The sequence below is a fragment of the Massilia sp. 9I genome, from assembly GCF_902506415.1.
In the GTDB taxonomy this organism is placed as follows: domain Bacteria; phylum Pseudomonadota; class Gammaproteobacteria; order Burkholderiales; family Burkholderiaceae_D; genus Telluria.
In genome coordinates this window covers 982,978-1,008,654 of the sequence record NZ_LR733275.1, presented here as the reverse complement: position 1 = coordinate 1,008,654, position 25,677 = coordinate 982,978, and the positions used below count along the sequence as shown (strand labels likewise).

The 25,677-nt window shown below is 64.7% G+C and carries 15 protein-coding genes; 10 read left to right on the top strand and 5 right to left on the bottom strand.

From position 1 onward, the window contains the following. The first annotated feature begins 47 nt into the window (after window positions 1-47). The 4 genes from GV068_RS04520 to corA all read left to right on the top strand — a co-directional run bounded on the left by GV068_RS04520 (window position 48) and on the right by corA (window position 4,191). Window positions 48-557: a DUF4124 domain-containing protein gene (locus tag GV068_RS04520; RefSeq protein WP_229463723.1), complete on the top strand. Its 510-nt coding sequence runs from the start codon at window positions 48-50 to the stop codon at window positions 555-557. Then, a complete protein-coding gene (gene glnL / locus GV068_RS04515; RefSeq protein WP_159696197.1) occupies window positions 554-1,627 on the top strand; it encodes a nitrogen regulation protein NR(II) in 1,074 nt (357 codons plus the stop codon). Before GV068_RS04520 ends, glnL begins: the two co-directional genes overlap by 4 nt. Window positions 1,628-1,698: 71 nt before the next feature. Next, window positions 1,699-3,171, top strand: a complete 1,473-nt coding sequence (gene ntrC, locus GV068_RS04510; RefSeq protein ID WP_159696196.1) for a nitrogen regulation protein NR(I) — start codon at window positions 1,699-1,701, stop codon at window positions 3,169-3,171. A 51-nt stretch (window positions 3,172-3,222) separates the two neighbouring features. Beyond that, complete coding sequence (gene corA / locus GV068_RS04505; RefSeq protein ID WP_159696195.1) at window positions 3,223-4,191, top strand: magnesium/cobalt transporter CorA; 969 nt, start codon at window positions 3,223-3,225, stop codon at window positions 4,189-4,191. Here the strand turns inward: corA and GV068_RS04500 are convergent. Further along, window positions 4,188-4,994 (bottom strand): EamA family transporter, encoded by an 807-nt coding sequence (locus tag GV068_RS04500; RefSeq protein WP_159704581.1) that lies wholly within the window; start codon window positions 4,992-4,994, stop codon window positions 4,188-4,190. The genes corA and GV068_RS04500 overlap by 4 nt on opposite strands. Window positions 4,995-5,050: 56 nt before the next feature. Continuing rightward, window positions 5,051-6,667 carry an NAD(P)/FAD-dependent oxidoreductase gene (locus GV068_RS04495; protein WP_159696194.1) on the bottom strand — a complete coding sequence of 539 codons (1,617 nt, stop codon included), beginning with the start codon at window positions 6,665-6,667 and terminating at the stop codon, window positions 5,051-5,053. 422 nt (window positions 6,668-7,089) lie between these two features. Between GV068_RS04495 and GV068_RS04490 the strand changes: the two genes are divergently transcribed. Both GV068_RS04490 and GV068_RS04485 read left to right on the top strand, forming a co-directional pair. Beyond that, complete coding sequence (locus GV068_RS04490) at window positions 7,090-9,987, top strand: TonB-dependent receptor (protein WP_159696193.1); 2,898 nt, start codon at window positions 7,090-7,092, stop codon at window positions 9,985-9,987. Between the two features lie 689 nt (window positions 9,988-10,676). Then, window positions 10,677-13,586, top strand: a complete 2,910-nt coding sequence (locus tag GV068_RS04485) for a TonB-dependent receptor (RefSeq protein ID WP_159696192.1) — start codon at window positions 10,677-10,679, stop codon at window positions 13,584-13,586. A gap of 101 nt (window positions 13,587-13,687) precedes the next feature. On the opposite strand, the gene GV068_RS04480 is transcribed toward GV068_RS04485, so the two are convergent. Beyond that, the gene (locus GV068_RS04480; protein WP_159696191.1) at window positions 13,688-14,413 is read right to left on the bottom strand and encodes a 16S rRNA (uracil(1498)-N(3))-methyltransferase; all 726 of its coding nucleotides are present in this window, start codon (window positions 14,411-14,413) and stop codon (window positions 13,688-13,690) included. Between the two features lie 120 nt (window positions 14,414-14,533). Here GV068_RS04480 and tkt point away from each other — a divergent pair, with 120 nt between their 5' ends. The 4 genes from tkt (at window position 14,534) to GV068_RS04460 (ending at window position 21,686) form a co-directional block, all read left to right on the top strand. After that, window positions 14,534-16,531 (top strand): transketolase, encoded by a 1,998-nt coding sequence (tkt, locus tag GV068_RS04475; RefSeq protein ID WP_159696190.1) that lies wholly within the window; start codon window positions 14,534-14,536, stop codon window positions 16,529-16,531. 82 nt (window positions 16,532-16,613) lie between these two features. Further along, complete coding sequence (gene gap / locus GV068_RS04470; protein ID WP_159696189.1) at window positions 16,614-17,624, top strand: type I glyceraldehyde-3-phosphate dehydrogenase; 1,011 nt, start codon at window positions 16,614-16,616, stop codon at window positions 17,622-17,624. Between the two features lie 281 nt (window positions 17,625-17,905). Further along, a complete protein-coding gene (locus GV068_RS04465) occupies window positions 17,906-20,803 on the top strand; it encodes a TonB-dependent receptor domain-containing protein (protein ID WP_159696188.1) in 2,898 nt (965 codons plus the stop codon). Window positions 20,804-20,870: 67 nt separating this feature from the next. After that, window positions 20,871-21,686 (top strand): hypothetical protein, encoded by an 816-nt coding sequence (locus tag GV068_RS04460; RefSeq protein ID WP_159696187.1) that lies wholly within the window; start codon window positions 20,871-20,873, stop codon window positions 21,684-21,686. Between the two features lie 15 nt (window positions 21,687-21,701). Here the strand turns inward: GV068_RS04460 and map are convergent, their stop codons facing one another. Together map and GV068_RS04450 are read right to left on the bottom strand one after the other, a co-directional pair. After that, entirely contained in the window at window positions 21,702-22,466 is a 765-nt protein-coding gene (gene map / locus GV068_RS04455; protein WP_159696186.1) for a type I methionyl aminopeptidase, read from the bottom strand. 129 nt (window positions 22,467-22,595) lie between these two features. Continuing rightward, complete coding sequence (locus tag GV068_RS04450; protein WP_229463721.1) at window positions 22,596-25,442, bottom strand: TonB-dependent siderophore receptor; 2,847 nt, start codon at window positions 25,440-25,442, stop codon at window positions 22,596-22,598. Between the last annotated feature and the right edge of the window lie 235 nt (window positions 25,443-25,677).

Below are 25,677 nucleotides of genomic sequence, written 5' to 3'. Positions count from 1 at the left end.
AATACGTGCACGTTTATTGTGCACCCTGACTCCTGATGCGAACGACATTGAGACTTCTTCAACGCTTTGCCATCGTCCTGGCCGCGGGACTGGCGCTCCACAACGGGGCGCAAGCCCAGGGCGCCGTCTATAAGTGCGTGGACGACCAGGGCCGCGTCGAATTCACCGATACCAGCCGAAAGGGCTGCAAGGCCCTCGACCTGCCGGGCTATGCGCCGCCCGCGCCGCCGCGCGCCTCCGCGCCGATTCCGGCCGTGCGCCCGCCGAACGGCAGCCCGGCCCCGGTCGCGAGCCCCACCAGCTTCCCGCGCGTCGACACCGCCCAGCAGCGCGCGCGCGACGACGACCGCCGCGAGATCCTGAACGACGAGCTGCGCATCGAGCAGAAGAAGCTGGCCGACCTGCGCCGCGACTTCAACGGCGGCGAGCCCGAACGCCAGGGCAACGAACGCAACTACGCCAAGTACCAGGAACGCGTGGCCTCGATGCGCGACGAGATCGGCCGCACCGAACGCAACATCGAAGCGCTGCAGCGCGAGATCAGCAACATCCGATGACGCCGAGCGGCCCCACCTCGCGTTACGCCGGCCTCGACCTGCTGGCATCGAGCGTGCTGCTGCTCGGGCTGGAAGGCGAGGTGCGCTACGCGAACCCGGCCGCCGAGAACCTGCTCGAACTCTCGCTCAAGTCCCTGCAGCGCGCGCCGCTGTTCGAGCTGTTCACCAATGGGAGCGAACTGGCCGCGCTGTGCGCCCAGGCGCTGGCCCACCAGTACGCCGACCTGCGCCAGGACCTCAGCCTGCAACGGAGCGGGCGCGAGCCGCTGCACGTGATCACCAGCGTCAGCGCGCTGGGGGAGGGCGAGCTGCTGCTCGAGCTGCGCGAGAACGTCCAGCAGCTCAAGCTCGACCGCGAGGAGCGCATCCTCGACCAGAGCCAGGCCAACAAGGAACTGATCCGCAACCTGGCGCACGAAATCAAGAACCCGCTGGGCGGCATCCGCGGCGCGGCCCAGCTGCTCGAGCTCGAGCTTCCTCCGCACCACCTGGCCGACCTGTCGGAATACACGCAAGTGATCATCAAGGAGGCCGACCGCCTCCAGACCCTGGTCGACCGCCTGCTGGCGCCGCACCGCAAGCCCCACATCGTCGGCGACGTCAACATCCACGAAGTGTGCGAGCGCGTACGCAGCCTGATCCTGGCCGAATTCCCGTCCGGGCTCACCATCCGGCGCGACTACGACGCCTCGATCCCCGAGTTCAGGGGCGACATGGAGCAGCTGATCCAGGTGGTGCTGAACATCGCCCACAACGCCGCCCAGGCGCTTGCGAAACGCATCGCGGCGGGCGACGCCGAGATCGTGCTGCGCACCCGCGTGGCGCGCCAGGTCACCCTGGCCAAGGTCCGCTACGGGCTGGCATTAGATTTGCATATCATCGACAATGGACCGGGCATCGCACCCGAGATCCGCGACCGCATCTTCTACCCGCTCGTCTCCGGGCGCGAAGGCGGCAGCGGCCTCGGGTTGACGCTGGCGCAGACCTTCGTGCAGCAGCACCTGGGTGTGATCGAGTGCGAAAGCCGGCCTGGACTGACGGATTTCCGGATCCTGCTGCCCTTGCCATAAGTGGGGGAATGCAGCATCCGCCGTGAGTCCCCATTGAATCGTAGGATGCGAACGACGGGAACCACGAACACATGAAACCAATCTGGATTGTCGACGACGACGCATCGATCCGCTGGGTGCTGGAAAAGGCGCTGGCGCGCGAAAGCCTGGAGACCCGCAGCTTCGCCAATGCGCAGGATGCGCTGGCCGCTTTCGACACCGACACGCCGCAGGTGCTGGTGTCGGACATCCGCATGCCTGGCGAATCCGGCATCGAACTGCTGCAGGCGGTCAAGGCGCGCCACCCGGGCCTGCCGGTCATCATCATCACTGCCTTCTCCGACCTCGATTCGGCGGTCGCCTCGTTCCAGGGCGGCGCCTTCGATTACCTGGCCAAGCCCTTCGACATCGACAAGGCGGTGGCGTTGATCCGGCGCGCGCTGGAAGAGAGCCTGCGCGAAGCCAGCGTCGAAGCGGCGCCCGCCGAAACCCCCGAGATCCTGGGCCATGCGCCGGCCATGCAGGAAGTGTTCCGCGCCATCGGCCGCCTGTCGCAGTCGAACGTGACGGTCCTGATCACGGGCGAGAGCGGCACCGGCAAGGAGCTGGTCGCGCGCGCCTTGCACAAGCACAGCCCGCGCGCCCAGCAGCCCTTCATCGCGCTCAACACGGCGGCGATCCCCAAGGACCTACTGGAATCGGAACTGTTCGGCCACGAGCGCGGCGCCTTTACCGGCGCCCAGGCCATGCGGCGCGGCCGCTTCGAGCAGGCCGAGAACGGCACCCTGTTCCTCGATGAAATCGGGGACATGCCCTTCGATTTGCAAACGCGCCTGCTGCGCGTGCTGTCGGACGGCCACTTCTACCGCGTCGGCGGGCACCAGCCGGTCAAGGCCAATGTGCGCGTGATCGCCGCCACCCACCAGAACCTGGAACAGCGCGTGCGCGACGGGTTGTTCCGCGAAGACCTCTACCACCGCCTGAACGTAATCCGCCTGCGCCTGCCTTCGCTGCGCGAGCGCAGCGACGACATCCCCATTTTGGCGCGCCACTTCCTGGTGCAGAGTGCACGCCAATTGGGCGTCGAACCGAAGCGCCTGTCCGAATCGGCGATGCGCTTTTTATCCGGCCTCGAACTGCCGGGCAATGTGCGCCAGCTGGAAAACCTGTGCAACTGGATTACCGTGATGGCTCCGGGTCAGACGGTCGAGGTGAAGGACCTGCCGCGCGACCTGACCCAGGGCTCGCCCGCGCCCTCGACCTTGCAGGATGCCGCTCTGGCCGGGATCGCGGCCGCGCCGGTGGTAGCGCCGGGCGTCTCGGCGCCGACTTCGCCGGAAGGCTGGATCGCGCTGCTCGAACTGCAGGCCGCCGGCATGCTCAGCGCCGGCCAGGTGGACGTGATGGACACGCTCGGACGCCAGTTCGAATCGGCCCTGATCAAGACCGCGCTCAAGCACACCCACGGGCGCAAGAACGATGCCGCGATGCGGCTCGGGATTGGCCGCAACACCATCACGCGCAAGATCGGTGAACTTGGGATAGATGGCGCACGGGATGAGTGATGGCAATGGTGTAAGCTGGCGCATCATGTGCCGTTATCGCTTACACCATCCATGCTGATCAACTGTGTCGCCTACCAGGAAGGCAAGAAGCTGTCCGACATCCCCGTCGCCGACATCAGCGAATACCTGAAACTGCCCGAGACCTTCGTCTGGGTCGCCCTGCGCGACCCGGACCAGGCGGAAATCGCCACCATGCAGGAAGAATTCAACCTGCACGAGCTGGCGGTGGAAGACGCCGCGCGCGGCCACCAGCGCCCCAAGATGGAGGAGTACGGCGACAGCATCTTCATGACCCTGCACATCGTCGAACTCAATGGCGACGAGATCTGCGCCGGCGAGCTGGCCATCTTCGCCGGGCCCAACTACGTGCTGTCGGTGCGGCGCGACGCCAACCAGGGCTTCCTGGGCGTGCGCGCCCGCGCCGAGCGCGAGCCGCACCAGCTGCGCAAGGGCTCCGGTTTCGTGCTGTATGCGCTGGTGGACGCGGTGGTGGACCGCTACTTCCCGGTGGTCGACATGCTCGAATCCGAGCTGGAATCGATCGAGGACCACATCTTCGGCCAGCAGGGCGGACAGCGCGCCAACATCGAGCGCCTGTATGAGCTCAAGCGCAAGTCGCAGGTGCTGCGCCATGCGGTGCTGCCGCTGATGGATGCGATCGGGCGCCTGCACGGCGGCCGCGTGCCACAGGTCGTGGTCGAGACCCAGGATTATCTGCGGGACGTGCACGACCACCTGCTGCGCATCCTCGGCCGCCTGGACACCGTGCGCGACACCATCAACACCGCGATCCAGGTCACGCTGTCGATGGTGGCGATCGAAGAGAACGACATCAGCAAGAAGCTGGCCTCGTATGCGGCGATCTTCGCCGTGTTCACGGCCTTTGCCGGCATCTGGGGCATGAACTTCGAATTCATGCCGGAACTGAAGTGGAAGTACGGCTATCCGGCCGCGCTGTGCGTGATGGGTTGCGTCACCTGGTACCTGTACCGGCGCTTCAAGAAGGCCGGCTGGCTTTAAACGCGCTTGCGTTCCGCCGTGGCGGCTGCCCCGCCGCAGGCCACGATCACCAGCGCGATCGCCAGCCACTGCATGCCGGTGAGGCGCTCGCCCAGCACCAGGAAGCCGGCCACGGCCGCGAAGGCCGGTCCGGCGCTGACCAGGATGCCGAACACGCGCTGCGGCAGGCGCGCCAGCGCCGCCATCTCCAGCGTATAGGGCAGGGCGCTCGACAGCACCGCCACTGCCAGCCCGCCCGCCAGCACGATTGGTTCCAGCAGGCCGGCGCCGGCATGCGCCACCCCGACCGGCACCGTGAACAGGGCCGCAGCCAGCATGCCCCAGGCCACGGCGTGGCCGCCATTCAGGGTCGAGACGCGCTTGCCGAACACGATGTACATCGCCCAGCAGAAGGCCGCGCCGAGCGCATAGGCCACGCCAGCAGGATCCAGAGGGGGAACGCCTTCATGCACCGGCGCCAGCAGCCACAGGCCTAGCGCGGCCAGCAGCACCCAGCCGAAGTCGCGCGCGCGGCGCGAGGACAGCACCACCACGCCGAGCGGGCCGACCACCTCGATGGCGACCGCGATACCGATCGGAATACGGGCAAACGCCCCATAGATCAGGAGGTTCATGCAGCCCAGCATCAGGCCGTAAACCAGCAGGTTGAGCGCGTCGCGGCGCGCGGGCAGCCGGCGCCAGGGGCGCACGATGGCGAGCATGATGAGCGCCGCCAGGCCGACCCGCACCGCGGTCACGCCCTGGCTGCCGACCAGCGGGAACAGGTGCTTGGCCCAGGCGGCGCCCAGGTTCACCGACACCATCGAGGCCAGGATCGCGAGACCCGGACCCAAGCTACTGCCGGCGCCCGCGTCCTGCTTCACGCGGTCATCGACAGCGCCACGGCTTCCGCCACGCGGATGCCGTCCACCGCCGCCGACATGATGCCGCCGGCATAGCCCGCGCCTTCGCCGGCCGGGAACAGGCCGCGCGTGTTCAGGCTTTGCAGGTCGTTGTCGTTGCGCTTGATGCGGATCGGCGAGGAGGTGCGGGTCTCGACCCCGGTCAGCACCGCGTCGTGCTTGTAATAGCCCTTGATCTGCTTGTCGAACGCCACGAAGGCTTCGCGCATCGCGGTGATCGCATACTCGGGCAGCGAAGGCGCCAGGTCGGTCAGGTGCACCGCCGGCCGGAAGGAGGGGACCACCGAGCCGAATTCGGTCGAGGCCACGCCGTTCACGAAGTCGCCCATCAGCTGGCCCGGCGCATCGTAGTTGGAACCGCCGAGCACAAACGCGCGCGACTCCAGCTCGCGCTGGAAGGCGATACCGGCCAGGGGGTGGCCCGGGTAGTCTTGCGGCGTGATACCGACCACGATGGCGCTGTTGGCATTGCGTTCGTTGCGCGAGTACTGGCTCATGCCGTTGGTGACCACGCGGCCTTCTTCGCTCGATGCCGCCACCACGGTGCCGCCCGGGCACATGCAGAAGCTGTAGACCGAACGGCCGTTGGAGGCATGGTGCACGATCTTGTAGTCGGCCGCGCCCAGCAGCTTGTTGCCGGCGTTCGGGCCGAAGCGGCAGACGTCGATCAGCGACTGCGGGTGCTCGACCCGGAAGCCGATCGAGAACGGTTTGGCTTCGATATAGACGCCGCGCTCGTACAGCAGCTCGAAGGTGTCGCGCGCGCTGTGGCCGATCGCCATCACCAGGTGGCGGGTGGCGATCTCTTCGCCGTTCGACAGGCGCACGCCCTGGACCTGGCGCATCCCGTTTTCTTCGGTCACGAACACGTCGTCCACACGGGTCTCGAAACGGATCTCGCCGCCGAGCGCGATGATGTCGGCGCGGATCTGCTCGACCATCTTCACCAGGCGGAAGGTGCCGATGTGCGGCTTGCTGACGTACAGGATCTCTTCCGGTGCACCGGCCTTGACGAACTCGGTCAGCACTTTGCGGCCGAGGTGCTTGGGATCCTTGATCTGGCTGTACAGCTTGCCGTCCGAGAAGGTGCCGGCGCCGCCTTCGCCGAACTGCACGTTCGACTCGGTGTTCAGCTTGCGCTTGCGCCAGAAGCCGAAGGTGTCGACGGTGCGCTCGCGCACCACCTTGCCGCGCTCCAGCACCAGCGGGTTCAGGCCCATCTGGGCCAGGATCAGGGCCACGAACATCCCGCACGGCCCCATGCCGACCACCACCGGACGCGGGGTGCCCGGCGCCGGTTTGCTGGTGGTGACGAACTGGTAGCTGGTATCGGGCGAAGGGCCGACGTACTGGTCCTTGCCCAGGCGCGCCAGCACGGCGGCTTCATTGCGTACCTCGACGTCGATGGCGTAGATCAGCACGATGGCCGACTTCTTGCGCGCGTCGTAGCTGCGCTTGAAGACGGTGAAGTCGACCAGGTCGTTATTCGCAATACCCAGGCGGGCGAGGATGGCTTCGCGCAGGGCGGGTTCCGGATGGTTGAGGGGGAGTTTGAGTTCGCTGATTCGGATCATGGTTGTGGTTGCTGGCAATGCAACAAAGGGAAAAGACAAAGCCGCTATTTTACTGGACTCGAGCTTGCCATGCCCCCATGGCGGGGGGAATCGCGGTGGAAGCGTCGCCCGGGCGCATCAGCGGCATTTGCCGCAGCGCTTGCGCTTGCCGGCCGGTTCGCGTCGAGATGGACCAAGTTGCACGCAATATGCGGCAAGTTCCCGCAAACCTTGACTTAAGTCCTAGCCCATTCGTAAGAATTGACCCTCCCATAGGTGAATGTTGTTATCAAAACAGTTCGAGGTTGTTTAGACAACAAACCTTGAATGGCACGCCAGCCGGTGAAGGCAAGGCCGGCGGCGGATTGGAACAACCTGCGGGCCTGTGCGGCCCGCTTCACCAGGAAAAACCTATGTTAAGAAAGACAGTGTTGGCACATGCCGTGGGGCTCGCAATCGCGACTTCGCTCATGGCGGGCGGCGCCCAGGCCGCTTCGAACTCGGCCGGCGACATCGTCGGGCGCGCCGCGGCGGGCACCGTGATCACGATCGAGAACAAGTCGATCGGCTTCACCCGCACCCTGACCGTCGGCCAGAACGGCGACTACCAGATGACCCAGCTGCCGCCCGGCACCTATACGGTGCGCGCCAAGCGGCCGGACGGCACGTTTGACGAGCGCCAGGTCGCGGTGAATGCGGGCGAGGCTGCCTCGACCAGTTTCGAGGGCGCCGCCATCAGCACCGTGAACGTGAGCGGCCGCCTGAACCGGATCGACGTCAAGAATCCGGAATCGAGCATGGTCCTGAACGAGGCTGCCATCGACCGCATCCCGGTGACGCGCGACGTCACCGCCGTGGCCCTGCTGGCGCCGGGCGCGACGCGCGGCGACCCGCGTATCGGCCAGACCACGCTGCGCGCCGGTAACGTGCCCTCGCTGGGCGGCGCCTCGCCGGCGGAGAACGTCTATTACATCAACGGCTTCAACGTCACCAACATGCTCAATGGCGTGGCCTTCAACCAGGTCCCGTTCGAAGCGATCGCCCAGCAGCAGGTCAAGACCGGCGGCTACGGCCCGGAGTACGGGCGTTCGCTGGGCGGCGTGCTGAGCGTGACCACCAAGCGCGGCACCAACGAGTGGAAGGGCGGCGCCAATGTCATCTACACGCCGGAAAGCCTGCGTGGCGACGACCTGTACAGCATCAAGGACGCCAGCGGGCGCTGGATCAGCAAGAAGCGTCCCGGCGGCCTGGACGACCTGCAGGCCAACGTCTGGGCCGGCGGCCCGCTGGTCGAGGACAAGCTGTTCGTGTTCGGCCTGGTGCAGGGCGCGAACATCGAACGCAACACCTATTCGAGCGTACTGACCCAGTACAAGACCACCACCCCGCGCTATCTGCTGAAAGCCGACTGGAACATCACCGACAAGAACCTGCTCGAGTTCACCGCCTTCAGCGACAAGAGCAAGGACAAGGTCCGCACCTGGGCGCTGGCGACCGAATACACCGACAGTCCGACGGCCGAAAAGCTGCCGGACGAATACACCACGGGTGGCGAGAACTACATCGCCAAGTACACCTCCTGGCTGACCGACGACTTCACCATTTCGGCCCTGGCCGGCCTGGGACGCTACAGCAATGCGAGCAAGATCGGCTCGGCGGCCTGCCCCTATATTACCGACGAACGCCTGGCCAGCGCCCCGGTCCAGGGCTGCGCCACCGCGTCGGCTGCGAACCTCCCGGGTGCGATGGACGAGCGCAAGGCCTTCCGCATCGACGCCGAATGGAACCTGGGCGACCACGGCCTGCGCTTCGGCCTCGACAACGACAAGTACAAGGTCGTCAGCGGCAGCGTGAGCTCGGGCGGGGCGCGCGAATACATCCGCACCATCGCCGCCGGCGCTTCGCTGGCCAACGGCTACGTCAACAACACGGGCGCGGCCTTCGACTACGTCGCCTCGCGCCACTTCGAGAACGGAGGCGCCTTCACGACCAAGAACTCGGCCTTCTATATCGAGGACAACTGGCAGGTGACGAAGAACCTGGTGGCCAACATCGGCGTGCGCAGCGAATCCTTCGAAAACCTGAACGCCGACGACAAGACCTTCATCAAGGTCGACAACACCATCGCCCCGCGCCTGGGACTGAGCTGGGACGTCAAGGGCGACCAGAGCACCAAGATCTTTGCCAACGCCGGCCGCTACTACATCCCGGTGATGTCGAACACCAACGTGCGCCTGGCAGGCGCCGAGCTCGACTACACCGACTACTACCGCTACAGCGGCACCAACAGCAGCGACCAGTTCCAGCGCCCGAATCGCGGCGCCCAGCTGGGCGGGCGCCTCCTGGTGTCGAACGGCGAGGCGGGCGACCCGCGTTCGGTGGTGGATCCGAACATCAAGCCGATGTACCAGGATGAATTCATCCTCGGCGCCCAGCAGGCCCTGGCCAACCGCTGGTCGGTGGGCGCGAAAGTCACCTACCGCAAGCTGAAAAAGGTGATGGACGACATGTGCAACGGCCCCGGCGCCGAAGCCTGGGCCCGCGCCAATGGCTACAGCGCGGCGCAGGCTGGCATCATCGGCGAAGCGATCGACCACTGCTTCCTGTACAACCCGGGCGGCGACCTGACCGCCAACATCGACCTGGAAGACGGCAAGGGCTTGACCGCGATCAAGATCCCGGCGTCATCGCTGGGCTTCGAGCAGCCCGAGCGCAAGTACACCGCGCTCGAGTTCACCTTCGAGCGCGCCTGGGACGGCAAGTGGAACCTGCAGGGTTCCTATGTCTGGGCCAAGGTGCGCGGCAATACCGAGGGCTACGTGAAGTCCGACATCGGCCAGGACGACGCCGGCATCAGCCAGGACTGGGACTACCCGGGCCTGATGGAAGGCGCCTACGGCTACCTGCCGAACGACCGCCGCCATACCCTGAAGCTGTTCGGCGCCTACCAGCTGACGCCGGAATGGCGTGTCGGCGCCAACCTGATCCTGCAGAGCGGGCGTCCGCTGAACTGCCTGGGCTACTACGCCGGCAACCTGGACGAAGTGTCGATCGCCTACGAATCGGCCTCGTTCTGGTGCAACCGCAAGCTGAACCCGCGCGGCACCCTGGGCCGCCTGCCCTGGACCCGCGAACTGGGCCTGCAGGCGAGCTACGAACCGGCGTGGCTGAAGGGCGCGAGCTTCACGGTCGACGTGCTGAACGTGCTGAACAAGCGTGCAGTGGCCCAGGTGGACGAGGAGGGCGAACTGGCCATGGGGACGCCGAGCCCGGCTTACTTGAAGCCCGGCGCATTCCAGCCGGGCCGCAGCTTCCGCTTCATGGCGCAGTACGAGTTTTAAGCCCTCCGCCGAGGCTAAAAACGGAGCCGCCCACGGGCGGCTTTTTTCCCGCTCTACCTTTGGGCGGAGAGCGCCAAATATGCATGGCATCGCAGCGTTGTGTCGGTGCAACGCACTGTGTCCGTGCGTCCGGTCATGGCGACGCACCACGGGAGGGCGCCGACTGTCCGCCCCAGTCGATCACGGACACATGCAGACGAAATCGCGGCAAACCGTGCAACTGCCGCCAACCAGCCGCGTACTGACGCTAGTTTGCTTGTATTTACCAAAATGGATGAGCTGACTTTCGGGTCATTTTTGCGGTGCACCATCGCAGTGCGGCACGCATATGCACTAAATAAATGTGTTGTTTTTAACTCTATAGGCCATCTGCGTTCAATTGACACTTTTCCACGCCATATGGTCTTATCTATTCATTCAAATAACATTTCTTTTAATCAGCTGTTATTTGAGACTGCTCGTACTAGCAGCACCGGTACGGAAGAATGCCGCACTTAAAAAGCGGCGATATACAGACGTGGCGATTTGTATGAAATGAAGTAAGCCTCCAAGCCCCCGGCCGGCATCCATTGCGGCAGGGCGCGCGCAGTTTGCGCTCGGTTTGCAGGAGACGGCCGCATGGCGGATCGATCATTCGCGGTGCGGTGGCAAAAAAACCACTTAAGAAAAGCCCAGAAGGAGAAGTATTCATGACGTTTAAATTGAAGTCGCTGCCGTTCGCGGTCGCATGCGCGGTCGCCAGCGGCGCCCTGGTCGGTGCCCCGGCCTTCGCGCAGACCACCGAATCCGCCGGCGCTGCACCCCAGCGCGTGGTCGTGACCGGCTCGCTGATCAGCCGCGCCAACACGGAGACCCCGACCCCGGTGCAGGTGCTGACCGCCGCTGACATCCAGAAGAGCGGCAAGACCTCGGTTGCTGAACTGCTGACCGACCTGGCCGCCAACGGCGCGGGTACCCTGGGCACCGGCTTCGCCGGCGCATTCGCCAACGGCGCATCCGGCATCTCGCTGCGCGGCCTGACCGTCGGCGCGACCCTGGTCCTGATCGACGGCCACCGCATGACCGGCTACCCGCTGTCGGACGACGCCCAGCGCCAGTTCGTCGACGTGTCGTCGATCCCGTTCGACGCCATCGACACCATCGAAGTCCTGAAATCCGGCGCCTCGTCGCTGTACGGTTCGGACGCGATCGCCGGCGTGATCAACATCAAGCTGAAGAAGAGCCTGACCGGCACCCGCATGTCCGCCGAAGTCGGCAACACCCAGCACGGCGGCGGCAAGACCAAGCGCGCCTCGATCAGCGCCGGCATTGGCGACATCGACCAGGACGGCTACAACGCCTTCTTCACCGCGGAAATCCGCAAGCAGGGCGCGATCAAGGTCGCCGACCGCGACAGCTACGATTACGCAAACCGCGACTGGCGTTCGCGTGGCGGCAACAACATCACCCTGGGTGCGCCGGTCGCCGGCACCACCGCCACCGGTGCGCCGCGCAGCATCAACTCCTTCCTGACCCCGGCCAACAGCCCGTTCCTGTACAACCCGTCGGGCACGGGCGGCGTGAACAATCCGGCCAACTTCGTGTTCCTGGATCCGTCGAAGTGTAACTACACCGCCTACATGGCGAACCAGTGCACCGTGCGCGACACCTTCGGCTTCATCCAGCCGGAAACCGAGAACCGCAACGTCCTGGTCGGCATGACCAAGAAGCTGAACGACAACTGGGAACTGGCGCTGAAGGGCTCGATCTTCCAGCGTGAGAGCACCAACAACCGTGGCGCGACCCCGCAGGCCTACAACCCGCTGAGCTACGCCGGCGTCACCACCCTGAACAACGGCGTGCTGGTCACCCGCGTCAACGCGATCAACAACACCACCTTCGCTCCGGGTGCACGCGTCGGCGCCAACATCACCAACCCGTTCGCGAACGCGGCCCGTCTGTACGGTTACATCCCGGACATCGACCCGAACCTGACCACCAACAACAAGTCGACCACCAGCCGCATCTCGGCCGACCTGACCGGTAGCGCCATGGGCTGGGATGTCCAGGCCGCAGCTGGTATGACCAAGGTCAAGGTTGACGCGAACTACAGCGGTTACATCAACCGCCAGAACCTGTGGAACGCCATCGTCGGCGGCCAATGGAACGTGCTGGGCGGTAACTCGCCGGCGCTTGTCGACGCTGTCTCGCCGCGCTTCAGCAACACCCTGGAGTCGACCCTGAACTACGTCGACCTGGTGGGTTCGCGCGAAATCCTGCCGTCGTTCGGCGCGGGTCCGCTGGCCTTCGCAGCCGGCGTGCACTGGCACAAGCGTGAGCAGAACGCACCAGCATCGTCGCTGACCGCGAACGGCGCCGTGGCCAACACCTCGGCCTTCACCATCGGCGACGAAACCAACTCGGCAGTCTTCGCCGAGCTGCGCGCGACCCCGATCAAGGCCGTCGAGGTCAGCCTGTCGAGCCGTTACGACCACTACGATACCTACGGTAACTCGTTCACCCCGGCAGCCAACTTCAAGTGGCAGCCAGTGTCGAACTTCGCCCTGCGCGGTACCTTCGCACGCGGCTTCCGCGCGCCGAACCCGGCAGAAGTGGGCAACGCAGGTTCGTTCTTCACCTTCAACTCGATCAACGACCCGATCCTGTGCGCCAACGGTAACCAGAACACCGCCGGCAACGTCCCGACCGCCTGCGGCTTCGCACCGCCGTACGTCCAGACCACCAACCCGAACCTGCAGCCTGAGAAGTCGAAGTCCTACACCCTGGGCGTGGTGTACGAGCCGATGCGTGGCCTGAACATGACCCTGGACTACTACAAGATCCGGATCAACAACCTGGTGGTGACCCAGGCTGGTAACGACCCGAACTTCGTCCCGACCTGGGTCCGTGGCCCGGCACTGCCGGTCGACGTCGCCACCGGCGTCGGCGATGGCCGCGTGGTTGCCACTCCGTCGGTCGGCCCGATCCTGTACGGCCTGTCGCCGTACATCAACGCGGGCGCGGTCCAGACCCACGGCGTCGAAGCGGACGTGCGTTACCGTTGGCGCCTGGCCAACGACGCGGGCACCATCTCGGCAGCCCTGTCGGCGGCGCACACCTTCGGTTACGAAAGCATCATCGACGGCCAGAGCATCCAGCTGGCCGGCACCCAGGGCCCGTCGTCGGTCGGCGGCGCCACCGGTAACCCGAAAGACCGTGCACAGTTCACCCTCGGCTACAACCGTGGCCCGCTGGACGTGACCGCCACCGTGAACTACACGAGCGGCTTCTCGACCATCGACCCGGCACTGGGCGTGAACGACTGCACCGCGACCGCAGCGGAAGTGGGCGGCCGTAACTACTTCCAGGGTGTGCCGACTGGGCAGCCGGCCGGTTACTGCAACGTGCCTTCGTTCACCGTCACCAACCTGAACGTGCAGTACAAGCTGTCGCCGAACCTGACCCTGCGTGGCGCGATCCTGAACCTGTTCGATCGTGAAGCACCGATCGACGTCGGCACCTACGGTAACGCCGGCGCCGGTACCTCGTACAACGCCTCGCTGCACCAGCCAGGCGCGGTCGGCCGCTTCTTCAGCCTGGGCCTGAACTACACGTTCTAATCAGCTGAGACAGGCAGCGGCAGCGATGCCGCTGTCCTGACAAACAAAAGCCCCGGAGCAGTTCGCTGCTTCCGGGGCTTTTTTTTACCATTCGGTAAAAATTACATCCCGTTCCAGAGCCCTCCCAGCATGGCCAGGGCCGCCAACGCCGCCGTTTCTGTGCGCAATACGCGCGGACCGACCGACAGCGCCAGCGCGCCGGCGGCCAGGGCCGCGTCTTCTTCCTCACGGCTGAAGCCGCCTTCCGGACCCACCATCAGGATTACGTCCTGCGGGCCGTTTTCCTTGGCCCAGGCCGCCAGCGACTGGCTGGCCCGCGGGCTGAGCAGGATGCGTGGAGCCGGGGAGGGCGCCGCTACCCAGCGCCCGAAGTCTTGCAGCGCTTCGAGCCGCGCCAGCCGGTTGCGCCCGCACTGTTCGGAAGCGGCTTCGATCACGCCCTGCCAGTGGGCCTGGCGTTTCTCGGCGCGCTCGCCGGAAAGGCGCACCACGCTGCGCTGTGCCGCCAGCGGCTGTACCGCGGCCACGCCCAGCTCGACCGCCTTTTCGATGATCCAGTCCATCTTGCTGCCCTCCGGCAGGCCCTGGGCCAGGGTGACGGCGTAGGGCAGCTCGGCCTCGACGTCCTCGACCGCCTCGACGCGGGCGCTGGCGCGGCGCTTGCCGCTGTCGAGCAGGGTGGCGCGCACCTGGCCGCCTTCGCCATTGAACAGGGTCAGGTTCTCGCCCGGCTGCAGGCGCACGACGTGCAGGTGATGGGCGACGGCTTCCGGCAAGTCGACGGTGGAACCGGCGACCAGCGGCTGGGGGCAATAAAAGCGGGGCATGCGTGCTCTTGGGATGTTGAATAAAGCTGCATTTTAATAGGGCAGCACGCTGGTCTGCTAAAATACCGGGTTACGGCCAGCAGCATCGCCTCCGCTTTCCAATCCAGACCTCGCACTTCCATGAAATCTACGCAAACCACCACCCTGATGGCCAACGCGATCCGCGCGCTGGCGATGGACGCCGTCCAGAAAGCCAACTCGGGCCACCCGGGCATGCCAATGGGCATGGCCGAGATCGGCGTCGCGCTGTGGGACAAGCACTACCGCCACAATCCGGCCAATCCGGGCTGGTTCAACCGCGACCGCTTCCTGCTGTCGAACGGCCACGGTTCGATGCTGCACTATGCGATGCTGCACCTGGCCGGCTACGAGCTCTCGATGGACGACCTGCGTGATTTCCGCCAGCTGCACTCGAAGACCGCCGGCCACCCGGAAGTGGGCATCACCCCGGGCGTGGAAACCACCACCGGCCCGCTGGGCCAGGGCATCGCCAACTCGGTCGGCATGGCGCTGGCCGAGTGGCTGCTGGGCTATGAATTCAACCGCCCGGGCTACGACGTGGTGGATCACTACACCTACGCCTTCCTGGGCGACGGCTGCCTGATGGAAGGCATCTCGCACGAAGTGGCCTCGCTGGCCGGCACCCTGCGCCTGAACAAGCTGATCTGGCTGTACGACGACAATGGCATCTCGATCGACGGCCGCGTCGAAGGCTGGTTCACCGACGACACCCGCAAGCGTTTCGAAGCCTACGGCTGGAACGTGATCGGCCAGATCGACGGCCACAGCGTGGGCGCGGTCTCGGACGCGATCGAGCAGGCCAAGGCATCGGACCGTCCGACCCTGATCATGTGCAAGACCATCATCGGCAAGGGCGCCCCGAACCTGGAAGGCGGCGACAAGGTCCACGGCGCTCCGCTGGGCGACAAGGAAATCGCGGCCGTGCGCCAGCACCTGCTGTGGGATCCGATCCCGTTCGACATCCCGGGCGAGATCTACGAAGCCTGGGACGCCAAGGCGCGCGGCGCCCAGGTGGAAGCCGAATGGAATGCAAAATTCGCCGAATACCGCGGCGCCCATCCTGAACTGGCCGCCGAATTCGAGCGCCGCATGAAGGGCGAACTGCCGGGCAATTTCAAGCAGATCCTGGATGCCGCCGTCGCAGCGTGCGTGGAAAAGAAGGAAACCATCGCCACCCGCAAGGCCTCGCAGAACGCGATCCAGGCCCTGGCGGCGACCCTGCCGGAATTCCTGGGCGGCTCGGCCGACCTGACCGGCTCGAACCTGACCAACTGGAAAGAGTCGGTCGCGGTGCGTTCGGGCATTCCGGGCAACCACATCAACTACGGCGTGCGCGAATTCGGCATGGCCGCGATCCAGAACGGCGTCGCCCTGCACGGCGGCTTCATCCCGTTCGGCGCGACCTTCCTGACCTTCTCGGACTACAGCCGCAATGCCCTGCGCATGGCCGCCCTGATGAAGATCCGTTCGCTGTTCGTGTTCACCCACGACTCGATCGGCCTGGGCGAAGACGGCCCGACCCACCAGTCGATCGAGCACGTCTCTTCGCTGCGCCTGATCCCGAACCTGGACAACTGGCGTCCGTGCGACACGGTCGAATCGCAAGTGGCCTGGGGTGCGGCCGTGCAGCGCAAGGATGGCCCGAGCACCCTGATCTTCTCGCGCCAGAACCTGCCGTTCATGGAGCGTGACGGCGCCACCATCGCCAACGTGGCCAAGGGCGGCTATGTGCTGCGCGACGCCGCCGACGCGAAGGTGATCCTGATCGCGACCGGTTCGGAAGTCGAACTGGCGATGAAGGCGGCCGACGCGCTGGCAGGCGAGGGCATCAACGCCCGCGTGGTCTCGATGCCGTCGACCGACGTGTTCGAGCGCCAGGAACAAAGCTACAAGCAACAGGTCCTCCCGCGCGGAATTCCACGTGTCGCGATCGAAGCCGGCGTTACCGACTTCTGGTACAAGTACGTGGGCCTGGAAGGCGCCGTGGTCGGCATCGACACCTTCGGCGAATCGGCGCCGGCGCCGGTGCTGTTCAAGCACTTCGGCTTCACCGTCGAGAACGTCGTGGCCAAGGCTAAGGGCGTGATCGGCGCGTAATCTGTTTCAAAGGGCTGCCGCGTGGCGGCCCTTTTCACATGGGTGTGACGAAAAAAGTTTTTTTCTAATCAGGAGCTAAGCAATGACGATCAAAGTTGCAATCAACGGTTATGGCCGCATCGGCCGCAACATCCTGCGTGCCTTCTACGAAGGCGGCAAGAAACAAGACATCCAGATCGTGGCGATCAACGATCTCGGCAACGCCGAATCGAACGCCCACCTGACCCGCTACGACACTGCGCACGGCAAGTTCCCGGGCACCGTCACGGTCGAAGGCGACAACATGATCGTCAACGGCGACAAGATCCGCGTGTTCGCGCAGCGCAATCCGGCCGAGATCCCATGGGGCGAGCTCGGCGTGGACGTGGTGCTGGAGTGCACCGGCTTCTTCACCACCAAGGAAAAGGCCTCGGCCCACCTGAAGGGCGGCGCCAAGAAGGTGATCATCTCGGCCCCGGGCGGCAAGGACGTCGACGCGACCATCGTCTTCGGCGTCAACCAGGACGTGCTGAAATCCAGCGACACCGTGATCTCGAACGCTTCCTGCACCACCAACTGCCTGGCCCCGCTGGTCAAGCCGCTGCACGAAGCCATCGGCCTGGAAACCGGCCTGATGACCACCGTGCACGCCTACACCAACGACCAGGTGCTGACCGACGTGATGCACGAAGACCTGCGCCGCGCCCGTTCGGCCACCCAGTCGATGATCCCGACCAAGACCGGCGCCGCCGCCGCGGTCGGCCTGGTGCTGCCGGAACTGAACGGCAAGCTGGACGGTTTCGCGATCCGCGTGCCGACCATCAACGTGTCGATCGTCGACCTGTCGTTCATCGCCAAGCGCGACACCACGGTCGATGAAGTCAACCAGATCATGAAATCGGCTTCGGAAGGCGCCCTCAAAGGCATCCTGACCTACAACACCGATCCGCTGGTCTCGGTCGACTTCAACCACAACCCGGCTTCGTCGAACTTCGACGCCACCCTGACCAAGGTCTCGGGCCGCCTGGTCAAAGTGTCGTCGTGGTACGACAACGAGTGGGGTTTCTCGAACCGCATGCTGGACACGACGGTTGCACTGATGAGCGCCAAATAAGCACCCCTGTTGTGCACGAAAAGCACCGTCCCGGTGCCTTTTCTGTACATACAGAAGTTTGCCAAAACGCCCCGAAAGGGGCGTTTTTCATATACTCATATGTGCATTTCGCAGAACAAAATTCTGCGTTGAGGAAAAACAACAGATATCAAGTTTTTTTTACGAATCTTTACGAAAAGCGTTTTCTTTGTTGCAAGTTCCTGCGAGACTAAGCCTCTGTATGCACCAGATGCATATGGATTGTATTGAGCAATAACTAAAAATCGTAGGGACGAGAAAACGTGAATAAACCACTCTTGAAACACAGTGTCGTCGCAGTTGCCCTGGCAGTTGGCGCCGCACCATTCGCCCTGGCGCAAAATTCCGCATCGGAAGCGCCTGCCACCGTCTACGTGACGGGCTCGAACCTGAAGCGTACGGACAAGGAAGGCACCCAGCCGATCCAGACCATTACCGCCAAGGAAATCCGCGAGTCCGGCGCGGCCACCGTCACCGAGCTGATCCGCCTGGTGCCGTCGATGGGTACCGACAACAACCTCGACACCAATGACGGCGGCTTCTCGCGCGGCGTCTCGACCGCGTCGCTGCGCGGCCTGTCGTCGACCTCGACCCTGATCCTGTTGAACGGCCGCCGCATGGCGCCGTCCGCATACGCCGACCCGAACAACGGCAACTCGACCCTGTACGACCTGAACCAGATCCCGATCAACGCGCTCGAGCGCGTCGAGATCCTGAAGGATGGCGCATCGGCCGTGTACGGCTCCGACGCCATCGGCGGCGTCATCAACTTCATCACCAAGTCCTCGTTCCGCGGCTCGGAAATCAGTGCACGCGCCAGCGCCAACGACGACGGCGAATTCGCACGCAAGGGCGCGACCTTCTTCACCGGCATCGGTGACGTCGAGACCGACGGCTTCAACGTGTTCTTCACCGCCGACATCTCGGACCGCGACCGCACCCAGCGCGACGAAGTGCGCGACATCAAGTTCGACGAATACAAGCGCCTGCAGAACCGCTACGCGACCCCGTACGGCAGCACCATCTCGAGCTCGCCGATCTTTTACCGCGAAACCGCCGCGAACTCGGGTTCCTTCACCGCAACCCAGGCCAACGCCGCCGACCGCCTGCGCGTGACCCTGAACTGCGACCCGTCGCGCCAGCTGGTCGGCACCACCCAGATGGGCCTGGCCGCCACCAGCGTCTTCATCGGCCGCACCTTCTGTAACTACGACACCAACCAGAACCTGGAAGGCACCAGCAAGGGCAAGGACGGCAGCTTCCTGAGCCGCGGCGTGCTGAAGCTGGGCGAGAACATGCGCGCCTTCGCCGAGGTGGCCTATGCACGCACTGAGCGCCAGTACACCGCCAACCCGATCACCATCAACACCACCCCGGTGACCAACTTCACTGCGAGCGGTGTGGCGCCGTCGTACCAGACCATCCTGCCGATCGGCCACCCGGACAACCCGTTCCCGAACGCACGCGCCTCTTTCGCCTACCGCTTCGAGAACGCGCCGACCGGCACCGAGACCATCAACCAGACTGGCCGCCTGCTGACCGGCCTGTCGGGCTCGCACTTCAACTTCGACTGGGAAACCGCTTTCCTGCTGAACGAAGCGCGCAAGGAAGACGGCTACAACGGCCGCCTCTACCTGCCGACCCTGCGCAAGATCAACCAGGGCGCGCGCATCGCCGACGTCGCTAACGACCCGACCCTGTTCCGCAGCACCCGCTCGGACGACCGTTCGCGCATCGCCCAGCTCGACGCCAAGGCCAGCACCCAGTTCGGCAACCTGCCGGGCGGCCAGATCGGCATGGCGGTCGGCGCCGAATTCCGTCGCGAAACCCTGAAGATGCGTCCGGACGCCGAACTGGCAGCCGGTAACATCTACGGCCTGGCCAACGTCATCATCGATGGCGAGCGCGACGTCAAGTCGGGCTTCGTCGAATTCCGCACCCCGTTCTTCAAGAACTTCGAGATGGACTGGGCCGGTCGCTGGGACAAGTACGAAGGCATGAAAACCAACTTCGTGCCGAAGGTCGGCGCCAAGTGGAACGTGACCCAGACGCTGGCTTTCCGCGGCACCTATGCTGAAGGTTTCCGTGCTCCGGCACTGTCGCAGGTGACCCCGGGCGGCGCGCAGTTCTTCCTGTCCGGCCTGTTCGATCCGAAGCGTTGCGAAGCCGACGAAGTGACCCCGAAGCCAGGCGCGACCGAAGTGGACTGCAACAAGTCGGCATCGGGCACCGGCGGCGCGAACCCGGATCTGAAGCCTGAAACCTCGAAGTCCTACTCGTTCGGCATCCTGTTCTCGCCGACCAGCAACTGGGACTTCGGCCTGGACTTCTTCAAGATCCGCAAGGAAGACGAAGTGGCCCTGGGTTCCGCCTTCGACGCGCTGCGTAACGAAGACAACAATCCTGGTCTGATTGTCCGCGACACCAACCCGGCCAACCTGCTGCGCGACGCTGCCGGCAACCCGATCCCGGGCACCGGTCCTCTGCTGGCCGTGCGTGAACCCTGGATCAACCAGGGTGCGATGGAAACCCGCGGCGTCGACATCGACGTGGCCTTCCGCAAGAACCTCGGTTCGATGGGTAACTTCAGCGCCAAGCTGACCTCGACCTACACCCACGGTTACTACCTGGCGCAGGAAAAGGGTGATCCGGAACACAACATCGCTGGCTACAACGCTGGCCTGGTGGACTGGAACCTGTCGAGCGGCATCGACGTTCCGCGCTGGAAGACCAACATCTCGGCCTCGCTGACCCGTGGTGCGCATGCGTTCAGCGCCAACCTGAACTACACCGGCCAGGTTTCGCTGCAACGCAAGTACGACAAGGACGTCACCTACGCCATGCCGTTCTGCCACTACGCTCCGGTCGTCAACGCCAGCACCACGGCGAACTTCCCGAGCGCCAGCGCAGCGGTGCCGGGTTACCTGAACGCGTTCCCGGATTGCGCGGTCAAGGAATGGGTCCGTGTCGGCGTGGGTTACACCTACACCGGCATCAAGAACCTGGCTCTGACCCTGAACATCCAGAACCTGTTCGACGAGGCAGCACCGTTCGATCCGCGTTACGGCGCGAGCGCAGGTGCACCGCTGGCCGGCTACAACGCAGGCCTGCACAACCCGTACGGCCGTTACTTCTCGGTTTCGGCGAAGTACAACTTCTAAGCGCCTCGCGCCTAGTCAAGAACCCGGCTTCGGCCGGGTTTTTTTATGCCATTTGAAAGGAACGGGGATGAGTCGACGGGAGATCGGTTCGGGCGCAGCGGCGGCATTGCTGCTCGCCCTGGCATTACCTGCAGCAGCCGACGAGGTGCTCAGGCACAGCAGGGACGGCGCCAGCCTGCGCATCGATGGCCCGATCAATGCGCAGAGTGCGGACATCATCACCCGCTTCATCGAAAGCGGAGGGAAGACCATCATCATCGACTCGACAGGCGGCGATGCCGACGCAGGCATGCGCATTGGGGAAAGTCTGGCCGCGGCCGACGTCGAGGTGGTAGTCGACCGGTATTGTTTCTCGTCCTGCGCGAACTACGTGTTCGTCCCGGCGCGCCACAAGGCGCTGAACGCGGGCGCGGTGCTCGGTTTTCACGGCGGCGCGCCCGATACCCGCCAGGTCAGGATGGAAGGCATGGCGCCGGAGACGCGCGCCCTGTTCGAAACGATGGCGCGCCTGTACTTACGGCAGGAGGCGCTGTTCGGCCCGCTCGGGGTCGACACGGCGCTGTTCGGCGGCGCCGGCAAGCTGAGCGGCCGGACTGCGTCAAAAAGCGGCTACCGGCTGGACTGCGGCGGCGTCCAGCGTGCCTACGTCTCGGAGCAGGCGGCGAAGCGGGCCCTGGCCGCCTGCATGCGGGCTGGGAAGAAATACAGTTTCGGTACGACGAGCGGGCTGGAAACGACCGTGTATTTCCCGAGCCGGGAAACGCTCGAGCGCCACGGTGTGCGCGGCGTGGGCGCCTATCCTTATCCGGCCAACCGGGCGGCCCTGCGCAAGCTGGCCGCTGGCATGGGATTCAAGATCGACCTGGTCGCCGACATCCCCTGAACCCGCAGGGGAGAGTCAGGCGTCCGGCCAGGGCGTCAGGATCTCGACGCCGTTCTTGGTGACCGCGACCATGTGTTCCCACTGGGCCGACAGCGAACCGTCGGCCGTGACCACGGTCCAGCCGTCGTCCAGCTGGTCGACGTCGGCGCCGCCCAGGTTGATCATCGGCTCGACCGTGAAGGTCATGCCTTCCTTGAGCAGCAGGCCGGTGTCGGGACGGCCGTAGTGCAGCACCTGCGGGTCTTCGTGGTAGACGCGGCCGATGCCGTGGCCGCAGTATTCGCGCACCACCGAGTAGCCGGCGCCTTCGGCCAGCTTCTGGATCGCGTGGCCGACGTCGCCCAGGCGCGCGCCCGGGCGTACCTTGTGGATGCCGGCCATCATGGCCTGGTAGGTGACGTCGACCAGCTTGCGCGCTTCCGGCGTCGGCGCGCCGACGAAGTACATGCGGCTGGTGTCGCCGTGCCAGCCGTCCTTGATCACGGTGACGTCGATGTTGACGATGTCGCCTTCCTTCAGCACTTCCTGTTCGCTCGGGATGCCGTGGCAGACCACGCCGTTGACCGAGGTGCACAGGGTTTTCGGGAAACCGTGGTAGCCGACGTTGGCGGGCGTCGCCTTCTGCACCTTGCGGATGTATTCGTTGCAGCGGCGGTCGAGTTCCTCGGTGGAGACGCCGGGCACCACGTATTCCTTGATCATGGCCAGCACCTCGGCCGCGAGGCGGCCGGAGACGCGCATTTTCGCGATGTCGTTCGCGTTCTTGAGTTTGATTGGCATGCTGTTTTTCTAAAGGGCGGTGGGGCGGGTAATCCGACATGATACCCGCGCCCAATGAAAAATGCCCGCCAGGCGAACCTGGCGGGCATCGGACATTGGCTTCAGATCAGGCCCTGACGGGCCCCATCATCAGAATGCCTGGTTGTAGCGCACGTAGAAGAAGCGGTCGATCGGGTAGTCCGCATCCACGCGCGAGGACGAGGCGGCGGGGGTGGTGATCAGGCGCGGCTTCTTGTCGAAGACGTTGTTGACACCGACCATGATCTGGCCTTTCCACGCGGTCTTGTAGCCGACGCTCAGGTCGCTGTACGAAGTGCTGCCCAGCTTGTTGAAGTTCTTGCCCCAGCTGGCTTCGCCGCCGATGTTCGAGCACTCGTCGGCATTCACCTTGTAGCAACGGTCTTTCACGCCGCTGTAGAAGCGGGTGGTCCAGGTGGCGCTCCAGTCGCCCAGGCTCCAGTCCAGCGACAGGTTCGACTTGACGCGGTTGTAGAAGTACTGGCCGGCGTAGTCGGTCCACTCGGCGCCGGTGGTTGCCTGGTCGCGCAGCTTGTCGACGTACGAGGTTTCCGAACGGATGCCGAACTGGCCGTACTGGGTACGCGGCAGGCGGTAGCCGACCGACAGGTCGAGACCTTCGGTCATCAGCGCGCCCTTGTTGGCGTTGCCGCGGTTCAGCGAGATGATCTGGCCGGTGGCCGGGTCACGCTTCAGCGCCGCGCAGTACGGAGCGAGGTTGTCGACGTAGCAGTATTCCGCCACTTCGGTCGCCGAAATCGCCGTGATCTGGTTGGTGATCTTCACGTTGAACCAGTCCAGCGCCACGGTCAGGCCCGGGACGTACGACGGGCTGTACACGAAGCCGACGGTCTTGGTGATCGCGGTTTCCGGAGTCAGGGCGGTGTTGCCCGCGCCTGCCACGAACGGGTACGGGCTTTGGTCGCCGGCGCCGCTGGTGATCGGGCCGGTTTGCGCCAGCTGGCGGAAGCCTGCGCCTGCGCCTGCAGCCGCGCAGCGTTGCGCCACGGCCGGGTCGCTGGTCGCGCCGTACAGCGAATCGCACGGGTCGACGTAGGTATCGAAGGTCTGCTGGCCGCCACCGAAGGTGTCGCCCACGGCCGGAGCGCGGAAGCCCTCGGCCCAGGTGCCGCGCACCAGCAGGTCCTTGATCGGCTTCCACATGAAGCTGGCCTTGCTGTTGTTGGTCACGCCGAAGTTGCTGTAGTCGGAGTGGCGGGTCGCCAGGTTGACGCTCAGCAGGTCGGCCAGCGGCACGCCCTTCAGCAGCGGGACGTTCAGCTCGGCATAGGCTTCACGCACGGTGTAGCGGCCGCGGGTCGGGTTGCCCGCCAGGTCGGTCGAGTAGCCCGACTGTTCGAACTGGCCCGGCAGGTCGTAGCCTTTCACTTCGCGGTGTTCGATACCGGCCGCGACGCCGATCGCGCCTGCCGGCAGGGTGAAGATTTCACCGGCGAGGTTGGCGGTGGCGCTGTTGGTGGTCGAACCGTAGGTTGCCTGGCCGGTCGCCATGACGTAGTTCATGATGGCCGGGGTTGAGGCCGACGGGCCGCCGATGATGTTCCATGGCTGGCATTCCGCCAGCGCGATCGGGTTCGCCGCGGTGCCGCACTGGACCACGCCCGACGCGTTCAGGAAGGATGGGCCCAGGGCCTTCTTCAGGTTCAGCAGGTTGACGTTGCCGGTGCCCAGCAGCGAGCCTTTGACGGCGCTGTGGTTGTAGCCGATGTCCCAGTTCCAAGGCAGCGAACGGAACTCGAAGTCGCCCGACAGGGTGGCGTCGATGTGCAGGGTGTTGTTGCGGTTCTCGGTCACGCGCGGCACTTCGATGGTGCGGCGGTAGAAGTACAGGTCCTGCGCGGTGGCTGCGCCGACGACCGAGCTGCCGTACGGGTTGTAGTAGCTGTCCTTGTCGATGTAGACCGGGAAGGCCGGCTGCGATTCGCTGTTCAGCGGGTAGCCGGCGACCTGGGCTACCGACTTGCGCTGCGAGTACATCGCGGTGGTCTGGAACTGCATGCCGTACGGCAGTTCGACGGTACCCTTGGTGAAGATGGTGTCGAGCCTGGTCGGCATCGCGAACATCATCTGCGAGGCGCTGTTGAAGTTGTCCAGCGGACCGCCGTCCCAGTCGTGGTAGTTGGCCGGGTTGCGCGAATCCTGGCCGACGCCGTCGCCCAGCGGGCCACCGGTGTGGTTCAGGACCTTGTCGAAGGAGAAGTCGAGCGGGAGGATCTCGCCCCATGGGCCCACGCCCAGGCCTTCGTTCTGGTATTTCGGGCCGCGCGGGTACTTGGTGATGTCGCGGGTCTTGGCCCATACCACGCCCTGCTCGGTATGCGACAGGCCGAACATCAGCGAGGTCTTCTCGCCGTTGGCGCCGAAGCTCAGCGAGAAGTCCTTGCTCTTGCCGTCGGCTTTCTCGTTCTGGCCCAGGTAGACGCTCAGGTTGCCGCCTTCCAGGCGCTTTTTCAGGATGATGTTGACCACGCCCGCGATCGCGTCCGAGCCGTAGATCGAGGAGGCGCCGTCCTTCAACACTTCGATGCGTTCGATCATCGAGGCCGGCACGGTCGACATGTCGGTGTAGCCATCGACGGACTGGGTCCAGCGCTTGCCGTCCACCAGCACCAGCAGGCGGTTCGAGCCCAGATTGCGCAGGTTGATGTACTGGCCGCCGTTTTCACGGTTCGAGGTCAGCGAGCCGCCCTTGCTGAAGTCCGGCGAACCGGCCGAGGACAGCTGGTTCAGCACGTCGCCGACGGTGACCAGGCCGGTCTTCTGGATCTGTTCCGAGGTCATGACCTGGATCGGCTGCGCCGTTTCGAGGTCGACCTGGCGGATACGCGAACCGGTCACTTCGACGCGCTGCAGCGGCTGCGCTGCGTCCTGGGCGAAAGCGGCGCCCATGCTGAGGGTCATGCCGCCCAGGCAGATCGCGCGGATCGACCGGGACAAGATTGTTTCCATCATGTTGCAAAACTCCTTGGGTGAAAACGCGGCCATGCTTGTGGCTGGCCATCGGGAAGGGTCGTTACGACCACCTGAAAGTAGTCAATCTCTCAACTGAGATTGCTTTCAAGTCAGCAATAAGATCACCCGTTGCCGTGGAGTGTCAAACTAAACAAGCGTAGTAAATACACAATTGTTGCAATTTTGTGTATTTACTGGGCGGATACAATTTAACTATTGA

What these genes read in the sequence shown, in the direction of transcription:
- glnL (WP_159696197.1), top strand. Translation starts at nt 554, where the DNA reads ATGACGCCGAGCGGCCCCACCTCGCGTTACGCCGGCCTCGACCTGCTG.
- ntrC (WP_159696196.1), top strand. Translation starts at nt 1,699, where the DNA reads ATGAAACCAATCTGGATTGTCGACGACGACGCATCGATCCGCTGGGTG.
- corA (WP_159696195.1), top strand. Translation starts at nt 3,223, where the DNA reads ATGCTGATCAACTGTGTCGCCTACCAGGAAGGCAAGAAGCTGTCCGAC.
- GV068_RS04500 (WP_159704581.1), bottom strand. Translation starts at nt 4,994, where the DNA reads ATGGTGTCGGTGAACCTGGGCGCCGCCTGGGCCAAGCACCTGTTCCCG.
- GV068_RS04495 (WP_159696194.1), bottom strand. Translation starts at nt 6,667, where the DNA reads ATGATCCGAATCAGCGAACTCAAACTCCCCCTCAACCATCCGGAACCC.
- GV068_RS04485 (WP_159696192.1), top strand. Translation starts at nt 10,677, where the DNA reads ATGACGTTTAAATTGAAGTCGCTGCCGTTCGCGGTCGCATGCGCGGTC.
- GV068_RS04480 (WP_159696191.1), bottom strand. Translation starts at nt 14,413, where the DNA reads ATGCCCCGCTTTTATTGCCCCCAGCCGCTGGTCGCCGGTTCCACCGTC.
- tkt (WP_159696190.1), top strand. Translation starts at nt 14,534, where the DNA reads ATGAAATCTACGCAAACCACCACCCTGATGGCCAACGCGATCCGCGCG.
- gap (WP_159696189.1), top strand. Translation starts at nt 16,614, where the DNA reads ATGACGATCAAAGTTGCAATCAACGGTTATGGCCGCATCGGCCGCAAC.
- GV068_RS04460 (WP_159696187.1), top strand. Translation starts at nt 20,871, where the DNA reads ATGAGTCGACGGGAGATCGGTTCGGGCGCAGCGGCGGCATTGCTGCTC.
- map (WP_159696186.1), bottom strand. Translation starts at nt 22,466, where the DNA reads ATGCCAATCAAACTCAAGAACGCGAACGACATCGCGAAAATGCGCGTC.